At 41.2% G+C, this 15,447-nt stretch carries 14 protein-coding genes, 1 pseudogene and 2 riboswitches; of the genes and pseudogenes, 3 read left to right on the top strand and 12 right to left on the bottom strand.

The features are described from left to right. Nucleotides 1-9: 9 nt before the first annotated feature. Nucleotides 10-1,770 (bottom strand): sensor histidine kinase, encoded by a 1,761-nt coding sequence (locus UB51_RS10535; protein WP_044877258.1) that lies wholly within the window; start codon nucleotides 1,768-1,770, stop codon nucleotides 10-12. Beyond that, entirely contained in the window at nucleotides 1,767-2,447 is a 681-nt protein-coding gene (locus tag UB51_RS10540) for a response regulator transcription factor (RefSeq protein ID WP_044877259.1), read from the bottom strand. The genes UB51_RS10535 and UB51_RS10540 overlap by 4 nt, the downstream gene beginning before the upstream one ends. A 348-nt stretch (nucleotides 2,448-2,795) precedes the next feature. On the opposite strand from UB51_RS10540, the gene UB51_RS10545 reads away from it, so the two are divergent. Next, complete coding sequence (locus UB51_RS10545; protein ID WP_044877260.1) at nucleotides 2,796-3,230, top strand: SRPBCC family protein; 435 nt, start codon at nucleotides 2,796-2,798, stop codon at nucleotides 3,228-3,230. Beyond that, on the top strand, nucleotides 3,231-3,599 hold the full coding sequence (locus tag UB51_RS10550; protein WP_044877261.1) for an ArsR/SmtB family transcription factor: 369 nt from the start codon (nucleotides 3,231-3,233) through the stop codon (nucleotides 3,597-3,599). An 82-nt stretch (nucleotides 3,600-3,681) separates the two neighbouring features. On the opposite strand, the pseudogene UB51_RS28945 reads toward UB51_RS10550, so the two are convergent. The 9 genes and pseudogenes from UB51_RS28945 to UB51_RS10585 all read right to left on the bottom strand — a co-directional run. Next, nucleotides 3,682-3,804: pseudogene (locus UB51_RS28945) on the bottom strand (pentapeptide repeat-containing protein); the annotation flags it as partial. A 13-nt stretch (nucleotides 3,805-3,817) separates the two neighbouring features. Further along, nucleotides 3,818-4,699: a L,D-transpeptidase family protein gene (locus tag UB51_RS10555; RefSeq protein WP_234405601.1), complete on the bottom strand. Its 882-nt coding sequence runs from the start codon at nucleotides 4,697-4,699 to the stop codon at nucleotides 3,818-3,820. A gap of 323 nt (nucleotides 4,700-5,022) precedes the next feature. Beyond that, nucleotides 5,023-7,344, bottom strand: coding sequence for a histidine kinase (locus UB51_RS10560; RefSeq protein ID WP_044880048.1), 2,322 nt, complete (start codon nucleotides 7,342-7,344; stop codon nucleotides 5,023-5,025). A 59-nt stretch (nucleotides 7,345-7,403) separates the two neighbouring features. Continuing rightward, a complete protein-coding gene (kdpC, locus tag UB51_RS10565) occupies nucleotides 7,404-8,012 on the bottom strand; it encodes a potassium-transporting ATPase subunit KdpC (RefSeq protein WP_044877263.1) in 609 nt (202 codons plus the stop codon). Between the two features lie 28 nt (nucleotides 8,013-8,040). Continuing rightward, complete coding sequence (kdpB, locus tag UB51_RS10570) at nucleotides 8,041-10,071, bottom strand: potassium-transporting ATPase subunit KdpB (RefSeq protein WP_044877264.1); 2,031 nt, start codon at nucleotides 10,069-10,071, stop codon at nucleotides 8,041-8,043. Nucleotides 10,072-10,091: 20 nt separating this feature from the next. After that, the gene (kdpA, locus tag UB51_RS10575; protein ID WP_044877265.1) at nucleotides 10,092-11,771 is read right to left on the bottom strand and encodes a potassium-transporting ATPase subunit KdpA; all 1,680 of its coding nucleotides are present in this window, start codon (nucleotides 11,769-11,771) and stop codon (nucleotides 10,092-10,094) included. Between the two features lie 31 nt (nucleotides 11,772-11,802). Continuing rightward, the gene (kdpF, locus tag UB51_RS29690) at nucleotides 11,803-11,880 is read right to left on the bottom strand and encodes a K(+)-transporting ATPase subunit F (RefSeq protein ID WP_144407104.1); all 78 of its coding nucleotides are present in this window, start codon (nucleotides 11,878-11,880) and stop codon (nucleotides 11,803-11,805) included. A gap of 132 nt (nucleotides 11,881-12,012) precedes the next feature. After that, nucleotides 12,013-12,426, bottom strand: a complete 414-nt coding sequence (locus tag UB51_RS10580) for a hypothetical protein (RefSeq protein WP_044877266.1) — start codon at nucleotides 12,424-12,426, stop codon at nucleotides 12,013-12,015. Nucleotides 12,427-12,546: 120 nt separating this feature from the next. Beyond that, nucleotides 12,547-12,728, bottom strand: a riboswitch (cyclic di-AMP (ydaO/yuaA leader). A gap of 108 nt (nucleotides 12,729-12,836) precedes the next feature. Next, a riboswitch (cyclic di-AMP (ydaO/yuaA leader) is annotated at nucleotides 12,837-13,037 on the bottom strand. Nucleotides 13,038-13,451: 414 nt separating this feature from the next. Continuing rightward, nucleotides 13,452-14,135, bottom strand: a complete 684-nt coding sequence (locus UB51_RS10585) for a succinylglutamate desuccinylase/aspartoacylase family protein (RefSeq protein WP_044877267.1) — start codon at nucleotides 14,133-14,135, stop codon at nucleotides 13,452-13,454. A 372-nt stretch (nucleotides 14,136-14,507) separates the two neighbouring features. Between UB51_RS10585 and UB51_RS10590 the strand changes: the two genes are divergently transcribed. Further along, the gene (locus tag UB51_RS10590; protein WP_044877268.1) at nucleotides 14,508-14,957 is read left to right on the top strand and encodes a hypothetical protein; all 450 of its coding nucleotides are present in this window, start codon (nucleotides 14,508-14,510) and stop codon (nucleotides 14,955-14,957) included. A gap of 85 nt (nucleotides 14,958-15,042) precedes the next feature. Here the strand turns inward: UB51_RS10590 and UB51_RS10595 are convergent, their stop codons facing one another. After that, nucleotides 15,043-15,435: a ribosomal maturation YjgA family protein gene (locus UB51_RS10595; protein WP_044877269.1), complete on the bottom strand. Its 393-nt coding sequence runs from the start codon at nucleotides 15,433-15,435 to the stop codon at nucleotides 15,043-15,045. Nucleotides 15,436-15,447: the final 12 nt, after the last annotated feature.

The following is a 15,447-nucleotide window of genomic DNA, read 5'->3' on the forward strand; positions in this document are numbered from 1 at the left end:
CGAACCTACTTAGTCCTCAAACCAAACAACAAATCGGACTCCTTCATGAATGTTCTCTGCTGCATATCTACAACGATGTAAGTCTAGTATATGCTTCACTATGGATAACCCTATCCCCGTGCCTCCCATTTCCCGATTTCTTGAAGGTTCGGCGCGATAGAATCGTTCCCACACGAGTTCGAGCTGCTCCTCGGGGATATGGATCCCCTTATTCTCTATCGCAAACATGGTAGATTCTTTGGAGCTCTGAATTCTAATCATGATTGAGCTCCCCAATTCAGCATAACGGATTGCATTCACAATCATATTAAATATCACTTGTTCAAGTCTGCCCACATCGGCCTGAATTGGCATTTCATTAGTAGGAATCACGATAGCTTGTAATTGTTTGTCTTTCAGTAGGTGAACAAGTTTAGCTACAACTTCTTCCACAAGATCACTTAACAATAACGGTGTTTTCCTTAATTTGACCGTACCCGATTCAAGCTTTGCTAAATCAAGCATATCCTTAACAAGCACTTCCATTTTCTCTGACTCTTCAATAATGACCTGTATATAATGATCTTGCTTCCCTGCACTCACTCCATCGTGTAGTCCCTCAGCAAATCCTTTAATGATACTTAAAGGTGTTTTTAATTCATGTGAAGCACTTGAGAAAAAATCTTGTTGAATCCGCTCCATCTTCTGTTTCTGCTCCATATCAACTACTAATTGCCGATTGGCTTCTTTCAATTCATGAAGTGTGCTGTCTAATGTTCTTGATAAGGTATGCAAACTATCTGACAGACTCCCAAATTCATCATTACGTCTGACTGGAGTAGGCGTAGTGAAATCTAGCTTCGCCATCCGTTTGGCGACTTGATTTATTGAAATTAATGGTTTAGTCACCATTTTGGAATACATGAATGACATAATCACCATAATACAGACTCCGCCGATTCCCAAATATAGATAAAACCAACGTAAGGCCTCATTCGCTTCACTTATTTCTTGAAGTGACGTGACTGAGAATATAAGCTCAGGTGTCGGCTGATTAGATTGAATCGGTTGAACAACAATGATGTTACGCATGCCACTCCAAGGCTCCGTCCATTCCTCTTTGACGACCACTCCACGCTGTAATTGTCTCATATGATCCTCAGATAAGGGAAACCAATCTTCCAAAGCCATTAGAAGCATGCCCTGGCGCAGGCTCAATGCTTTCCTATTAGGTAATAAGAAACTTACTACTTTACCAGACACTTGCTTGGTCTGAAATTCAGCCCTTCCATTGGTCTGACTCCCTATGGAAGGACCACCTTCTTTACTAATACGAATAGGATACAGCAATTGGGAAGATGATCGCCCATCCTTCTCACCTTCCACGTCTAACTGATCACCCAAACGAATTTGAGCAGCCATAAATTGTTCTCTATATTGACTCATAAACAAGGAAATGGACACATCCGTTAATTGACCATTATCTTGCTTAATTTTGATATGATAGGGATCGTCAAATTTTACTTTTCCATCTAATGTTACGATCGCAAGGTGATTTTTATTCTGTGTCATTACCTTGGCTGCTTCTGTGGAGACACGTTCTGAATCCCAATTAGCTCGTGCATAATCGTTGCTGAACTTCTTCAAGCTGCTCTCAACACGATTAATTTTTTGATACTGATAGAAATTCTCAAAGAATAGGAGTTGCCCTAAAGTAAACAATCCATAGAAACACAGAAAAAATGAGACTGTCACAGCAAATAGTTTAAATGTAACTCCTTGTTTCTTCATTCTTCTTCCTCAAATCTATATCCTGTTCCGATTACCGTTCGAATATAACGAGATTCATGCCCTAGTTTACTTCGCAATTTTTTGATATGTGTATCCACTACCCGTGAATCACCATCGAAATCCAAACCCCACACACGATCAAGAATTGTATCTCTAGATAATACTATACCTTTGTTCTGAATCAGAAATTGCAATAGTTCATACTCTTTCGGTGTTAGTTCGATCTCTGTATCTTCTATGTTTAGACGATGTGCTAATGTATTCAATACAGCCTGACCAAAGCGTAGAATATGTGACTGAGGACTAACCAAACCCTCGAACCTTTTCATTAAAGTATTGGCACGAACAACCAGCACTTTGGGGCTGAAAGGTTTCGTGACATAATCATCGGCTCCAAGCTCAAATCCATGTATTTTATCATCATCATCAGATTTAGCAGTCAATAATATGATAGGTACATCAGACTGATTGCGTATCTGCTTACAAACTGTCCATCCATCCATACCAGGCATTAAAATATCTAAAATAATCAAATTAGGCTTGTCCATCTCGAACATCTCCAAGGCGCTCTTGCCATTATCAGCTTCATAGACGGTCCACTGTTGCTGCTTGAAATAATCCGCTACGATTTCTCGGATTCTTCGTTCATCTTCAACAAGGAGGACTTTTCTACTCAAATTTTCATCCCTCTCTCCAGCATAATGCTCTGTATCATTATAACGATGTGATGTGTTTTTTATGTGTACTGGAGTGTTGCATATGGCTCTTTATTAAAACCACATACGCACTATAATACCAATTATTCCTAACACAAACAATTCATATTATCTAGGCCAGCGCTAAAACTTCGTATAACAAAGAAAAAAGTTCACATATTATATACGACAATATTCGCCCTTCTAAGCTAGTATGAGCAAAATCATGGATATTAACATCTTAACATTGACATGAAACCAAATGGTTGTATATAATCCAATAAGTGAAACCAAATGGTTGTACATTTATTAGAAAGTAGGAGAATGATTATGGAAACAAACCATCAGAATAAACTTGAAGATGTTATACAAACCGTTATTTTTGAAGCATCTATTCAAAACGTATGGGATACAGTATCGACTGCAGATGGCATTGCATCCTGGTTCATGCCCAATGATTTCCAACTCAAAGAAGGACATGAATTCCATTTGCAATCACCTTTTGGTCCATCTCCATGCAAAGTAATAGAAATTGATGCTCCGAATAGACTTTCTTTTACATGGGATACCGATGGTTGGGTTGTTACATTCATGTTAAAAGAGTTGGGGGATAAAACGGAGTTTACTCTCATTCATAGTGGATGGAAACAACCTGATACAATCCTCCCGAAAGCGAACGAGAAAAGCTCCGTTATTCGTGACAGAATGGGACACGGTTGGGTTCAGATTGTTAATGAAAGACTTAAAAAGGTTGTCGAGGGTTAAATGATACCCTCAACTGCAAAGCGTGATGTATTTCAAGCTCTTGCTGACCCCACTCGTAGAGAGGTACTTCGATTGCTTGCTGAAAAGGAATTACCCATTTCAGAAATAACATCCCATTTTTCCATGAGCCGTACAGCCGTTGCAAAACACCTTCATATCCTTTCAGAAGCAGAGCTAGTCCGTGGACGTAAGATAGGTAGAGAAAAAATTTATTGGTTGAAACCAGAACCCTTAACAGAATTAAAACAGTGGCTTTCCTTTTACGAACAGTTTTGGACCAATAAATGTTCAACCCTTAAACATGTGGTTGAAAATGGGGATATTGGATTAAAAGCCATTGAAACAGAACCTAATAAACTGGATAAATAACAAAAAATGGATAGATCCACCAGAACACATCTGATTCTCTATCCATTTTTATTTATTTTTTCACAATTACATAGTAAAATAATTATTTAATAACCAGTCCTAAAAGCCCTGCAAAAGACGAAGCTTGATGCGCTGAGATGATACAGCCATTCAAGTCTTCTATTTCCACATTTATTCCATCAAACTCGCAGTCACTTAGATCTATAACCCACAGTTCTCTAGTTATTAATGATAGCAGCATTAGACTTGGAATCCCATTTTCCTTGTAAGCCTGATAATTGAAGTAAACTCTTTAAAGAAAGCATTACTGTTTCACCTTGGTACCGAGATTCTATAATTTTAACGTTCGTTCCGTCCACTGTCGCTTTGTTGGTAAGTGGTTTATGAGTAATTGTGCGGCCATTCACCAACATGGTGATGGTCTCTGTTTTATTGTTCCATTGAAGATTACCTCCAAGTAATTTAACGGACTCCCTGAGTGGAATATAGACGCGGGAATCTTCAAGTACAAGAGGTTCTTTCAATGTATTTTTCTTACCGTCAATCATCAGTTTTCCCGTAAGCACCTTCATATTAGACAGTTTCCCATTGTTGATCGCAATCTGTTCAAACGATAAATTGGAAGAAGTTATGATAGCAACAATATTTAATTTAATTTGTGAGAACAACCAATGGATCTCGTCGTTCTTCATCCTTATACAACCTGCACTTACATATTTCCCAATAGAATTCACATTATTGTTACCATGAATAGCATACGTTGTTCCCTTAGTCCCATTCACTTCTAACCCTAGCCACCTATCACCTAAAGGATTTCGAGGATCCCCTCCGGCAATCTTCTCTTTGTAATAAGGCCTGTTTTTTATTTTGTTCACAATTTTGAAGCTACCTTCCGGTGTCAAGCTAGGATCTTTCCCTGTAGCTACCGAGAATACTTTGTCTAACTTTCCATTTCTAAAATAAGCCAATTTGTTCGTTTTCTTGTTCACGATAATAAAATCAGAACTAACCACTTCTGCCGCTGCCGCTTTGTCTACAAAGGCGGTACCCCATAATAAAACTAAACAAATAAATACCAGCATCACGTTTCTTCGTTGCAAATAATGAACCAGCTCGTAAACCTCCCTATCCAGCATAAATGTACTATTTATAAATATATTACTAGAGTGCCTGTCTTACTACATTTTTCCACACAAAAAAACCTCCTCAAAAACTATGTATGATTTACCTAAATACCCCTACTACGAATCTTATAACGGATTCATAACCATTTAAAGGGTTGCTGCTTATATTTCATCAGCTCAGCCCTACCGTTTTGATACATATGTATATACGATTTACTTCTTTATTAGTTGCATCAATTAGGTTCAGCACAAAATCAGAAAACTACCCGAATTTAGGGTAGTCTCTGATTCCTCTATTATTAATTCAAGGGTTCAAAATCAGCGACAACGAGAACATCCAAGTGTCTGGTCGCACGAAGGAGTTTTTTTATGATGGAGCCTTGCCATACTTCTTTCCACAACTTAGTTTTCGATTGACCCACGATCATCTGTGTGGCTTGGTATTCATTGGCTTTTGATACCAGAACATCAGGTATGTGCTTCCGCCTTCTCGTCGTTTGAATCTCAAACTTCCCTCCTAACCGTTCAGTAAGTTTCTTTAGAGCTTCTAGTTGCTCAGTCATGACCGCCGTACTGTCTGCGTGCTCCAACTGAACAAATGTAACATACCAAATCGCCTTCAGGCGGTTGGCAATCCGAAACCCCCTTCGAATCAATCTTTCTGCATGCAGAGTATTGTTGATGCACACATAAATCACTTCTTTCCGTCTCCACGGACCTCTTAAAGAGTTATTTCGTTCCCAAGCCTCTAATCTCTCATCAACATCATCAGCGATTTCCCGTAATGCCAATTCTCTAAGTGCAATCAAGTTACCCGTTCTAAAAAAATTATTGAGCGCTTGATGAACCTTTTTCATATTATAAATTTTGCCGTCTTTCATGCGCTGTTGCAGCGATTGAGGCGTAACGTCTATTAACTGGACTTCATCCGCAAGCCTTAGAATATGATCTGGAATCGTCTCTCTAACTCGTACACCAGTAATTTGTTCAACTGCATCATTTAGGCTCTCCAAATGCTGTACATTGACCGTTGTAATGACCGAGATTCCCGCTGCCAAGATTTCAAGAACATCTTCATATCTTTTTTTATATTGACTACCCGGGACATTGGTATGTGCCAGTTCATCGACTAATACGACCTCTGGATTTCTTCGGATTATTTCCGCTGTATCCATCTCTGCTAATTGGGTTCCTCTATATTCAATCACCTTTCTCGGTAATATTTCTAAAAGATTAACTTGTGCTTGTGTGTCATTACGACCATGTGTTTCCAGTAATCCAACGCAGACATCGATTCCTTTTTTGAGCAGATGATTCCCTTCACGTAGCATGGTAAAGGTTTTTCCGACACCCGGAGCAGCACCGATGTACACTTGAAAAGTACCCCGCTTGATTTGTTCAATTTTTTGGTCCAATTCCTGAGAACTTAAACGGCGAAATAATTCCTTATCTTCCTCTGGTTTGGAAATTTTTGTAGGCAGGATTCGTTCTCCATCGTGTTCTGCACGATCCGCAACGATGAAGATATCTACATTGCGCGTTTTTTTCAACATATCATGCACGATGGACCCATGCCACAACTCTTGCCATCGCGTTTGTTTGGAATGTCCAAGCAAGATACGTGTCACATTATTCTCAAGTGCATAATGGACCAAAACCCTAGGTAACTCCCTTCTTGCACATAATGGAAGTTCCTCAAACTCGGCTCCGATTCGATTAGCAAGCTTAAGCTGTGATCTTTTAAACGCTGCCGCCTCTCTGGTAAGCTCCTTATCCTTGTTCACAAAAGTCACGACAAGCAAATCACCATTCAGCCTCTTGGCAATTTGTTGCCCTCTACGCATGTAAATCGAACCATTCCAATGATACTGTGTTGAGACAAGGATACGTTCACCTGCACCTGACGGGCCGATAAGTCCCCATTCTTCACGATACTTTTCGAGTGAATCATTGACCCCTTCAGCTACTAATCGTAACGTTAGCTCACGGAGTATCGCCAAATTTCCACGTTTAAAGATTTCTTTGTCGTCGAGACTTAATTTCCCTTCAGCAACACGGGTTAGCATCTTCTCGGGGGTAACATCAATCAGTACCACTTCATCAGCTAGATTCAGCGTATCTGTAGGTACCGTTTCAGCAACCTCAATCTTAGTTAGTTTTTGTGCAACTGACCGCACATCTTCAAGTTCATACACGTTGACGGTCGTAATGACACTCATGCCATGACTGATCAAGCGTTGTATATCTTCTAATCGTGTACTCAATGGGGCATCTTCCCGATTTCGGTGAGCCAAACCGTCCACAAGTACAACCTCAGGATTCCTTTCGATCAATGCATCCAAGTCCAAATCCTTTTTCTCTATTCCATTCTTCCACCAGTGAATACTCGGGACACGTTCTAGATCCCCGATTTGTTCTATCGTCTCTGCACGCTGCATCGTAGAAACAGCACAGATTACAACATCAATGCCTTGGCTTTTAAGAGATTGTCCTTCACGTAACATATGATACGTTTTTCCAGAACCGCTAACAGAACCAATATAAACTTTCAACCGGCCTTGATGTAGCTTGGAGATGGACTGCAAGATCTCTTCCGGTTTTTTTCTTCTGAAATTATCCATCGTCCCTCCTGCACGGATAAAAACCGGAGCACCCTCATAAGGGTGACCGGCTTCTTTCATTATTTATTAAAAGTTTCTTTCAAGGCTATGTTCAATTTAAGCACATTAACGCGTGGTTCCCCGAACACACCAAGATCGCGTCCTTCCGTATTTGCTTCAACCAGATTACCTAGTTGGGCCTCAGATATCCCTAACAGTTTGCTGATCCGTGGTATCTGAACTTTAGCTGACTCTGGTGTAATATGAGGGTCCAGACCAGAGCCTGAGTTCGTAATCAAGTCAATGGGAAGCTTGCTTACGGGTACGTCGGGATTACTTTGCTCCCATGCAGCAATGGACTCTTGCGTTCTCTTCAACAATTCTGGATTGGAAGGAGCATAGTTATTGGTTCCAGATGCCTCGGCTTTATACTCGATGCTCGATACTCTACCTTGAAAATACTTTGGATCTGTAAAATTCTGTCCGATTAATTCCGAGCCTATCACTTCACCTTGACTGTTCTGAATAAGGCTACCATTTGCTTTATCGGGCATTAACAGTTGTGCCGCTCCTGTACTTACAAGCGGGTACACGATGCCGCACAATACAATAAGCACCAGACTACATCTTATGGCAGTACTAAGGGAGAGGCCCACTGTTTTCAAGCTTGTATTTAACGTTTTATTCATATCTCTTCATACCCTTTCTATATATAATCTAAATCCAGAAATGTACAACCATATCAATTAACTTGATCCCGACGAACGGCGCTACGATACCACCCAATCCATATATAAAAAGATTACGTTGTAGCAGTTTGTTGGAGCTCATCGGTTTGTATGCGACACCTCTCATGGCAAGTGGGATCAATAATGGAATGATGATCGCGTTAAAAATCAATGCTGATAATATGGCGGACATCGGCGAACCTAAACCCATGACATTGAGAGCTTCCATTTGCGGTATGGCTAGCATAAACATGGCCGGAATGATAGCGAAATATTTGGCAACGTCGTTTGAGATACTAAATGTCGTTAGTGCGCCACGAGTCATCAATAGTTGCTTCCCGATAGCCACCACTTCAATGATCTTCGATGGGTCGGAATCCAGATCGACCATATTGGCCGCTTCCTTGGCTGCTACCGTACCACTGTTCATCGCAAGTCCTACGTCTGCTTGAGCTAGTGCTGGGGCATCATTTGTGCCATCCCCCGTCATCGCTACCAACTTACCTTGCGCTTGTTCTCGCTTAATGACAGCAATTTTATCTTCTGGTTTACTTTCAGCGATAAACTCATCCACACCTGCCTCCCGTGCAATGGTTTCAGCCGTCAATGAATTATCTCCCGTACACATAATGGTTCTAATCCCCATTTTACGAAGTTGTTCGAAGCGTTCTTTCATCCCCGGTTTCACAGTATCTTTGAGATAGATCAGTCCGAAGATTTGATTATCGACCGCTACGGCCAGCGGGGTTCCGCCTTCCCTCGCAATCGAGTCACCTTTTGTACCCAAGTCCACGGGTATTGTGCCGCCTTGACCTTCTACCCATTTCTTCACTGCATCGACTGCGCCTTTACGCACTTTACGACCGTCTTTCAGATCAATTCCACTCATCCGAGTTTCGGCTTTAAATTCGATAAACTCGCCATCTATAGCGATGGATTCGTTAAAAGGTTGCTCTTGCTTTTTAAGAAGATCCAACACAGAGCGACCTTCTGGTGTTTCGTCTTTGACGGAGCTAATTGCAGCCCACTCCGCAACTGAAGCTTGGTTCTCTGAACCAACAGGAATAAACGCGCTGGCCATTCGATTACCGAAAGTGATCGTTCCTGTCTTATCAAGAATCATCGTGTTAATATCGCCAGCGGCTTCAACGGCTTTACCCGACATCGCCAGCACGTTGAATTGGGTAACACGGTCCATACCTGCAATTCCGATAGCTGACAGCAGCCCACCAATCGTTGTTGGAATCAAGCATACAAGTAAAGATATAAGAATAGGAACCGTCAGCTCAATTTCCAAGTACCTTGCGATCGGTGCAAGGGTAACGACAACAATCAAAAAAATGATCGTCAAGCTTGTTAGCAGGGTGTTCAACGCAATTTCATTAGGTGTTTTTTGTCTTGAAGCACCCTCCACCAGAGCGATCATACGATCGATAAATGACTCTCCAGGATCACTTGTAATTTTGATCTTGATCTTATCACTGACAACCCGAGTACCGCCTGTTACCGAACTAAAGTCACCACCCGCTTCTTTAATAACGGCTGCAGATTCACCCGTAATGGCGGATTCATCGACAGAGGCCAGACCTTCGATCACCTCACCGTCACCAGGAATCATCTCTCCTTGTGACACGACGACGATATCCCCTTTACGGAGGTCGGTTGAAGGTACTTGCTTCAGAACGCCATTCACTATTTTATTGGCTGTGATCTCTTTCTTCGATTGTTTCAAAGAATCGGCCTGTGCCTTGCCACGTCCTTCTGCTAAAGCTTCAGCAAAGTTAGCGAACAGCACCGTTAACAACAAAATCAAAAATACAGTCAGATTAAAACCGATACTGTCTTCCGTACCGAAGTAATTTGGGAACATCGTCATGAGTAGCACAATGAATGTCCCGACTTCTACCACAAACATCACGGGATTTTTCATCATCTTGACTGGGTTCAACTTCACAAAGCTATCTTTTATCGCCTTTGTCACTATATCACCGGTTAATAACTTTTTTCGATTTGCATTCATATCTATGTTCCACCTTTTCTTTAACGGTTCGTTAAATGCTCAGCAATAGGACCAAGCACAATCGCCGGCAGGAATGTCAATGCACCAATGATCAAGACCGTACCAATGAGAATACCAACGAATAAACCATTATCCGTACGTAACGTCCCAATCGTTTCTGGAACCCATTTCTTACGTGACAGAGAACCTGCTACAGCAAGGAGTGCAATCATCGAAATATAACGACCTAATAACATGACAACACCCGTAGAAATATTCCAAAATGCCGTGTTATCACCGAGACCCTCAAAACCGGAGCCATTGTTCGCCGCAGAAGACGTGTATTCATACAACACCTGAGAAATACCATGGAAAGATGGGTTTGTTATCGCCACTTTACCAACCTCTGTCATCAGCGCAATGGCTGTTGGAGCCAAGATAATCAACGGATGGGCCAAGATGGCGATAGCTATAAGCTTCATCTCTCTAGCCTCAATTTTTCGTCCTAAGAACTCAGGCGTACGTCCGACCATCAATCCAGCGAGAAAAACAGCCAAGATGGCATACATCAGCATGTTCACAATGCCTACGCCTTTTCCCCCGAACACGCAGTTTAGCATCATTAATGCAAGCGGTGTGATCCCACCAAGTGGTGTCAATGTATCATGCATGTTGTTCACCGAACCTGTAGTCGCCGCTGTTGTCACCGTGGTGAAGAGCGCGGATTGGGCAACGCCAAATCGTACCTCTTTCCCTTCCATACTACCTTGTGAAGAATCAGTACCCAATCGGTTCAGTGCTGGGTTACCGTTAGACTCTGATACATAGACCAAAGACAAGAACACCATAAATAAAATCATCATCGCCGAAAAAATAACCCAACCTTGCTTCTTGTTTTTGGCAAACAAACCGAATGTATAAGGCAAAGCAGCAGCCAATGACCACATGGATAATATCTCAACTACATTCGTAAGTGGATTGGGGTTCTCAAACGGATGTGCCGAGTTTACGCCGAAGAATCCACCACCATTCGTCCCCAAGTGTTTAATGGACTCTAATGAAGCAACCGGTCCGATGGCAATTTGCTGTCCTTGTCCATCAAGCCCTGTCACCGATAACATGGGTTGCAAGGTTTGTGGAACTTGAAGCGCTACAAGCAGCATTGTAACCACAAATGCTATTGGAAGGAACACACGTATAATTGCCTTCACGAAATCCTCAAAAAAGTTACCGATGGTTTCACCCTTGCTCGTAATAGCTCGTATAAACGCAATCGCCACACACAATCCCGTCGCCGCGGATGTGAACATCATCATCATGATCACGGCCATTTGCGAAAAGTATGACAGACCGCTTTCTCCGCTGTAATGTTGTAAGTTCGTATTCGTCATGAAGCTAATGACCGTGTTGAAGGTCAAAGTCGGCTCCATGTTGTCAATATTATTCGGATTAAACGGCAGAAATTTCTGCATTCGGAGAATGAGATAGCTGACGATAACCAGCACAATATTCGTTAAGATAAAGCTAAATGCGTACCTTTTCCAAGTCATTCCCTTGCGTTCCTTCAAACCAATTAAGGAAAATATCGGTCTCTCCACAAAGGAGAACCATTTATCTGTTTTGTTGCTTTCATTCTGAAATACGTTGTACAGGTAAGTACCCAACGGCTTGACGAGTAACACCAAGACCAGGATAACGATAGCAATTTGTAGAATGCCCATGAGTGATTACTTCCTCCTTAGATTTGAAGCTTTAGAATTTTTCTGGGTTAATCAACGCATAGATCAAATAAAGAAATATAAACACTGTTAATACTGAAACAACTATCATTGTCCATCGCCCTCCGCTTCTCGGACCACACTTCCACACCAAGATAAAAATCCAGTAAACAAAGCGTAGGCTCCTGCCAGAATTAACACCATGTACAGATCTAGCATGTAAATCCCTCCCAAACTTCAATTGTTATTTATCAACTAACATAGAGACTAGAAACGAAGCATCTTGACTGTGCGTATGAATCACATAACTTGCTCCAAGCCCTTTGTAGATCGATCTTGGATTGCTCGAATGAGTAATAATATAAATGGGCTCTGAGGTCCATGTGCGACATATTCGTAAATACCGGCAGCTTAGATTCAAACTGCTTTCAAATAAAATGATTTTACCCACTGAGAACTCCGGGATGACCCATGTACGTTCATCCGTAGTACCGACCATGAGGGTTTTCTCTACGCCCATTTTCTTCATCCGCTCTCTCTCCACTTTATTGTTCGTTATAGCGGCGAACGGGATCTTGTATCTCATTAATTGACGGATAAAAGCTTCTCCTATTAAATTTGGAGCGGATACGATCATCAAATCTTGTTGTACTTTCATGTGATTCTCCTCCTATTAATTAGAAAGAGAAGACAACAAAAAGAAAGCCTCGGGGCAGAGAAGAACTCATCCCGTGGCTTCTTAAGGCAGGTCAAAGACCCTGTCTTATTCACGAAAATTGTTGCCTCTCTCAATACGCTTACGAGGTTAGCTGTCGGATTCGGGCGTGAGAGTCGCCCTACTCGGGAGCAAGCTTACTTGCCCCGAGATTCACCCCTTGAAGTCATGATCAATTATAAGGATCATCACTTCCGTTGGTTCCCCCGTTCCTTTTCTATTCAAGGACTCAGCGATAAAAAACACAGTAAAAAACCACAGAGGTCTAAGCCCTGTGGTCGAAATACGATCACACGCTCCATCATCCTCTCTCATATAAGAGCAGCGCTGTTTCCTTAGTACCAAAAGGAAAAGCAACTGCATTCCAACGCTTACGAGGTTAGCTGTCGGATTCGGGCGGTGAGAGTCGCCCTACCTATTACGAATTTCATGATATTCGTAATAGGATTCACCCCAGATGATACATGAGACGGCTCTCACACCGCTTATGCATCATCAATTTATTGGTTCCCCCATTTCCCTTACATAACAAGGAAATTCAGCGATTCTAAATGGAAAACTTTGTTTGTTGTACTGATGAGATGAATCATACCCTCGACGTTTATTTCTGTAAAGAATGGTGTGGATTCAAATAAGGCAATGTAGGACATTTAGGGAAACTAATTCATCACTTATCTTCGATTTACTGCATCCATCTCTTTATTTCTCATTTTCTCTTATAAATGTTAAAAATACTAGCATAACGTAGAATTCATATAGTAAATCAAAGCATAAGCCATATGTATTCGTTTCCACGTTCATTTTCAGTCAAAACACGAAGAATAACCCTCCAATTCGAATTTTACTTTGGCAACCGTTCAGCGTATGATTCATATGGATTTCTAAGATTCTAATATACATAGATTACATAGATACACAAAAAGGCATTAGATAAGCGCTACCCAAGGCTTCTTAATTCACCTTAATCCTTACTTATTCATTAAGCCTGCTTCTCTTAAGAAACTACAAGCTATATCTACCTGATACTTCACACGAGTCGATCGTTTTAGACTCCAACATGTTTCAACTGTTATGGACTTCGCACATAGAATTCGAGCTACAGCAGTACGTGAGGACCCCGGCAATTCATGTAAACGAAGGTTAAAATGGTGTGATTTCACTTGAGTCTTCCCATTGACTCTATTCATAATTCGTCTTATAGCTGGTTTACTCAAGCTCTTGGGATTCGTGATCAGCGTCTGACCGAGTACCTTTGAATTTAATTGAGATAATCCATTGGCTTCATGAAGATCTAAATACCATGAGGGCTTGTACCTTGTAGCCAACTTAAATAAAGATGCTGCTAAAGAATGAGTAGCTGACTTATTTGCCTTCTTTGGAAAAGTACGGTTCAGATCCGGAATACCTCTGATCCGTTTCTCATAAGCTTTTTTATTTACAATAGGAACGATGATCAGTCTGCCTTCATTAATACGTAATTTACCTTTTTTGAAATCATCAACAAGTTTATGTGCTGCCGCAATGCTTCCTACTTCATTCCCATGAATACCAGAGACAATCATGAAGTTGGGGCCTGTCTTGTCTCCCTCTATGACAAAATACGGCGTTGCAAATGAAGATCCTGAGGCTAGGACATGCCGTTGTATAAGCACTATGGTCACCCCCTCTCATTACATTGTGATCACCACTATATTCATATGCTAAGTAGAGATCAATAGATTGGACAGGACGCCAATAGTTACAAATTTCTACACAAAAAGAACCTACATGGGCTGTAGGCTTCTCTTCGGTTACTACATAACTCTCTCATCAATACGTCGTGAATATTTGAATAAGGCACTAACGGAATTCGTGACTGCTGGATGCCCGTAATGTTTTTGAAGAAATCATCTAGCAACAGCCCTTTTTCTATTCCCTTCCATAAAGCGTAGGTATATCAATTTTTTACATGGTAATGATTTACTAATACTCCAAAATGATATAGTATGGAAATGAAATACATAACTTTTTGGGAGGCTTATAGAATGAAATCATTATTCAAAAATACCGCGGTCGTGGCGGCATTAGGTGCGTTAATCTTATCCGCAATGCCAGTCGTTGCACTGGCCCAGTCCAGCGAAGCCCCGAATCATTCTTTAATATCGACCCAATCCTATGGTGATATCAAGAGAGTTGCTATCAGCGATAATTCCAATGTAGGGTGGGTCGCTTATGTACTCGATGGCAACACCCATAAATACATTGTTAATTTGAACGGCGCTCCTTACAATGCAAAAAAAACTATCCTTACCAATCAAGCCGTTCCGTATGGCTGGGCGTTTACCACCTATGACGGAAAAACACAAAATATTGTAAATCTCAACGGCGCTCCCATCGGCAGCATGCATTCTGTTCTAGAAAACTCTCCTATTCCTAGCGGCTGGATTGTAACTGGCATCAGCAATGGAATCAAATTAATTAAAAAAGTTTCGTAATCAATCGTATCAAAATAACATCGTTTATCGAATGGACAAGGAAACAAAGGGCAAAAAGAGGCAGCTTTGGCTGTCTCTTTTTCTATTAATGATCATTACGAGTTCGTCTCATCACACTTCGATCAATTAAATAACACACCCCAATGCCAACTGTGTATCTCAGTAAATCTACGAATAGGAATCCTCTTCCCAGAATTAACGAACCTAATAAAGAACTTCTGATGTCATTGATCCAATCTGCTTGATACAGCTGACTGAACTCGATAGCATAGCAGAACATTAGGCTGATTAGAACAGCTAATGCTAGCTTCTTATGTATCAGCAATGCGCGAACGCCCAAATAAATCATACATGCCCATAGTGCATCTCCAAAGTGTCTGGACACAATGCCTGGTAAGATGTCCGTAAATGCTCTTGAACTTATGCCCAAAATCATTGTAATGATAACAGCAACAATATAAATTATTCTAGCTCGCATCTACATCATTCC

The organism is Paenibacillus sp. IHBB 10380, assembly GCF_000949425.1.
Classification (GTDB): Bacteria; Bacillota; Bacilli; order Paenibacillales; family Paenibacillaceae; genus Paenibacillus_AQ.